Source organism: Kineococcus siccus (assembly GCF_009906795.1).
Taxonomy (GTDB): Bacteria; Actinomycetota; Actinomycetes; order Actinomycetales; family Kineococcaceae; genus Kineococcus; species Kineococcus siccus.
The window spans coordinates 1-3,688 of sequence record NZ_JAAALN010000304.1; the positions used below are offsets into that span (position 1 = coordinate 1).

The 3,688-nt window shown below is 73.5% G+C and carries 4 protein-coding genes; all 4 read right to left on the bottom strand.

The annotated features are described in order from the left end of the window. Positions 1-7 precede the first annotated feature (7 nt). Positions 8-427 carry a PPOX class F420-dependent oxidoreductase gene (locus GTR02_RS20475; RefSeq protein ID WP_166609323.1) on the bottom strand — a complete coding sequence of 140 codons (420 nt, stop codon included), beginning with the start codon at positions 425-427 and terminating at the stop codon, positions 8-10. 10 nt (positions 428-437) lie between these two features. After that, positions 438-1,982 carry a cryptochrome/photolyase family protein gene (locus GTR02_RS20480; RefSeq protein WP_166609324.1) on the bottom strand — a complete coding sequence of 515 codons (1,545 nt, stop codon included), beginning with the start codon at positions 1,980-1,982 and terminating at the stop codon, positions 438-440. A 93-nt stretch (positions 1,983-2,075) separates the two neighbouring features. Beyond that, the gene (locus GTR02_RS20485; protein ID WP_166609325.1) at positions 2,076-3,131 is read right to left on the bottom strand and encodes an SPFH domain-containing protein; all 1,056 of its coding nucleotides are present in this window, start codon (positions 3,129-3,131) and stop codon (positions 2,076-2,078) included. Continuing rightward, positions 3,131-3,628: an NfeD family protein gene (locus tag GTR02_RS20490; protein ID WP_166609326.1), complete on the bottom strand. Its 498-nt coding sequence runs from the start codon at positions 3,626-3,628 to the stop codon at positions 3,131-3,133. The genes GTR02_RS20485 and GTR02_RS20490 overlap by 1 nt, the downstream gene beginning before the upstream one ends. Positions 3,629-3,688: the final 60 nt, after the last annotated feature.

Sequence of the window (3,688 nt, forward strand, 5' to 3'; positions counted from 1 at the left end):
GAGCCGCTCAGGCGGGGGAGGAGCCGACCCGCAGCTCGAGCGCGACGGTCTCCGCGTCCGCGTGGCCACGGCCCACGAGACCGGCGAGGCGCTGCAGGAGCTGGAAGCCGCGGTAGACGAGGCCGTACTTGGCGGCGACCGCGGCGCGGACCGCGGTCAGCTCCCCGGCCGGCAGCACGCTCGCGCGCCCCTCGACGCTGTCGCCCAGTGGCGCGCCGCGCGACGTGCACGGGGCGAGCAGGACGCGACCGTCGCGGCGGATGCGCTTGACCTTGCCCGAGTCCGCTCCCGTGTACGCCACCATCCGTCCCCCGAGCGGCGCGACCCAGATCGGCGTGGGCACCGCCCGGCCGTCCTTGCGGAACGTCGTCAGCAGCACGTAGTTCGTGGCGGCGAGGAGGTCCTGCGCGCTCGGGGAGGTCGTCATGGCCCGCAGGCTACGGCGCCGCGGTGCCGCGCGCGGCCTCCTGCACGAGCAGGGCGTCGAGGTCCTTGAGGCGGTCCAGGCCGCCGAGCGCCCGGGTCATCCGCTGGTTGCCCGCGAGCAGCTCCCGGTGCCCGTGCAGGAAGTTCCAGTACCCGGCCGTGAAGGGGCAGGCGTCCTCGCCCACCCGCACCTTGGGGTCGTAGCGGCACCCGCCGCAGAAGTCGCTCATGCGGTCGATGTAGGCGCCGCCGGAGGAGTAGGGCTTGGTCGCCAGCACGCCGTGGTCGGCGTGCTGGGACATCCCCACCACGTTGGTGGTCATGACCCAGTCGTAGCCGTCGACGAAGTTGCGCCAGAACCAGTCCGCGACCTCGGAGGGCCGGTACCCGCGCTGCAGCGCCCAGTTCCCCAGCACCATCAGGCGCGGGATGTGGTGCACCCAGCCCTCGTCGCGGACCCCGGCGAGGACGTGGGAGAGGCAGTTCGCGTCCACGGCGTCGGCGTCGAGGTCCGCGAACCAGTCGGGGATCGGCTGGTGCTGCTGCATCGCGTTGCGCTGCTTGTACTCCTCCCCCAGGTACCAGTACAGGTGCCAGGTGTAGGAGCGCCACCCCACGACCTGCCGGACGAAACCCTCGACCGAGGCCAGGCGGGTGCCGTGCTCGCGGCCGTGCGCCTCGGCGCGGCGGGCGATCTCGAGCGGGTCCAGCAGCCCGAGGTTCTGCGTCGCGGACAGCAGCGAGTGGCTCATCCACTCGTCGCCGGTGAGCATGGCGTCCTCGTAGGTGCCGAACTGCTCGAGGCGCTCGGCGAGGAAGTGCCGCAGCGCCGTCAGCGCCTCGCGGCGGGTGACCGCGAAGCGGCGCGGGCCGTCGGTCCCGGTGAACTCGACGTGCTCGTCGCGCTCCCACCGGTCGAGGTCCTCGCGCACCTGGGCGTCGATGTCGTCCTCGCGCGGGAACCACGGTCCGGCCACGTCGAGGCTCTCCTGCTTCGGTGGGCCCGAGCGGTTGTCCTCGTCGTAGTTCCACGCGCCGCCGACCGGCCGCCCCTCGTCGTCCATCAGCAGGCCGTGGTGGCGGCGGACCTCGCGGTAGAAGTCCTCCATGAGCAGCCGCTTCGCTCCGCGGGCGTCGGCCCAGTGCGCGAACTGCCGCTCGGAGACGACGAACCCCCGCGACGCGAGCAGCTCCACGGCGTCGAGGCGGCGCACGAACCGCCGCGCCGGGTAGGACGTCGGGTCGCACACGCTCAGGCCCCCGGCGCCCTCGGGGAAGCCCGCCGCGGCGAGCCCCTCGCGGTAGGTCGGGGCCTGCACGTACTGCGCCTGCTCCCCCAGGTCGCGCGCGCGGTGGCGCAGCGCCGAGAGGATGAGGTGGGCCTTGCGGCGGTGGAAGCGCCCGCGGCGGAACACGTCCGTGGACTCCAGCAGCAGCACGCGCTGGCGCGGGGCGTCGAGGAAGTGCGGGCCGAGCTGGTCGGCGAACAACCACCGGACGGTGTCCGGCGCCCGCTCGGGCAGGTCCTGGGCTGACACGTCGCTGGCGGCGCTCACCCTGCGACCCTGCCCCGGCGGCACCGGCGCCGCACGCCGAACCCCGCTCCCGCCGTCGGCTCGCGGACGCACCCGCGTGATCACGGCGGGCGGTCACGGCAGGGGGTCGCCGCCCACCTGCCGGGTGGCCCCCTCGGCGGCGGCGCTCGCCCCGGCGGCCTCGGCGCGGGCCCGGGCCAGCGCCTCGGCCGGGTCCTCGAGGACGGGCTCCTCGAAGCCGGGCCCCGGGTGCTCCCCCCGGTCGGCGCGGGCGCCCCGCGAGGGCGTGTCGTCGACCCGGCCGGAGAACATGCTGCCGAAGCCCTTGAGCGCGTCGTTCAGCTCGCTCGGCACGATCCAGACCTTGTTGGCGTCGCCGCGCGCGATCTGCGGCAGGACCTGCAGGTACTGGTAGGCCAGCAGCTTGGGGTCGGGGTCACCGCGGTGGATCGCGTCGAACACCTGGGTGATGGCGCGCGACTCGCCCTGCGCGCGCAGGATCGCGGCCTGCGCGGAACCCTCGGCCCGCAGGATCGAGGACTGCTTCTCACCCTCGGCGGTGAGGATCTGCGACTGCTTCAGGCCCTCGGCGTTGAGGATGGCCGCGCGCCGGTCGCGCTCGGCGCGCATCTGCTTCTCCATGGAGTCCTGCACGCTCGCCGGCGGGTCGATCGCCTTGAGCTCCACGCGGTTCACGCGGATCCCCCACCGGCCGGTGGCCTCGTCGAGGACGCCGCGCAGCTGCCCGTTGATCTGGTCGCGGCTGGTCAGGGTCTGCTCCAGGTCGAGCGACCCCACGACGTTGCGGAGCGTGGTGACGGTCAGCTGCTCGATCGCCTGGATGTAGTTCGCGATCTCGTAGGTCGCCGACTTCGGGTCGGTCGGCTGGTAGTAGATGACCGTGTCGATGCTCACGACGAGGTTGTCGGAGGTGATGACGGTCTGCGGCGGGAACGAGACCACCTGCTCGCGCAGGTCCACGTTCGCGCGCACCTTGTCGATGAACGGGACGAGGAAGTGCAGGCCAGCGTCGAGGGTCCGGGAGTAGCGGCCTAGGCGTTCCACGATGACGGCGGTGGCCTGCGGCACGATGCGGATCGTCCGGGCGATGACCGTCACCACGAAGAGGACGACCAGCAGCAGCACGATCAGCGTGACGACGTTGTCCATCAGGACGAGCCTTCCAGTGGGTGCGGGGCCCCGGGCGCCGGCCCGGGGTGCAGGGGGCCGACCACGGCGGTGGCCCCGTCGATGGCGGTGACGACGACGTCCTCACCGGCCGGGAAGGTGTGGCCCGCCGCCGAGCGCGCCGACCACGTCTCCCCCACGAGCTTGACGAGGCCGCCGCGGACGGTGACGTCGGACAGGACGAGGGCGGGCCGCCCCACGAGGGCGGGCGCGTTGGTGCTGTCGGTCGGCGGCATCGTCAGGCGCCGCAGGAGGACCGGGCGGATGGTGCCGATGAGCAGCCCCGCCACGGCCGCGGCCACGAGCACCTGCCCGACGAAACCGAGCCCCAGCGCGTCGGCGAGGGCACCGGCCAGCGCTCCCCCGGCCAGCATGGCGAACACCAGGTCGATCGCGGTGATCTCCAGCACCCCCAGCACGAGGGCCGTCGCGATCCACAGCAACCAGCTGCGGTCCAGCAGCGCGTCCAGGAACTCCATCGTCACCACCCCTCGCCGTGATCCTAGGCGGGGACCCTGGGCGTGGGCGGGGTACCGGGT

Coding starts and splice junctions, on each gene's coding strand:
- GTR02_RS20485 (WP_166609325.1), bottom strand. CDS start 3,131: ATGGACAACGTCGTCACGCTGATCGTGCTGCTGCTGGTCGTCCTCTTC.
- GTR02_RS20475 (WP_166609323.1), bottom strand. CDS start 427: ATGACGACCTCCCCGAGCGCGCAGGACCTCCTCGCCGCCACGAACTAC.
- GTR02_RS20490 (WP_166609326.1), bottom strand. CDS start 3,628: ATGGAGTTCCTGGACGCGCTGCTGGACCGCAGCTGGTTGCTGTGGATC.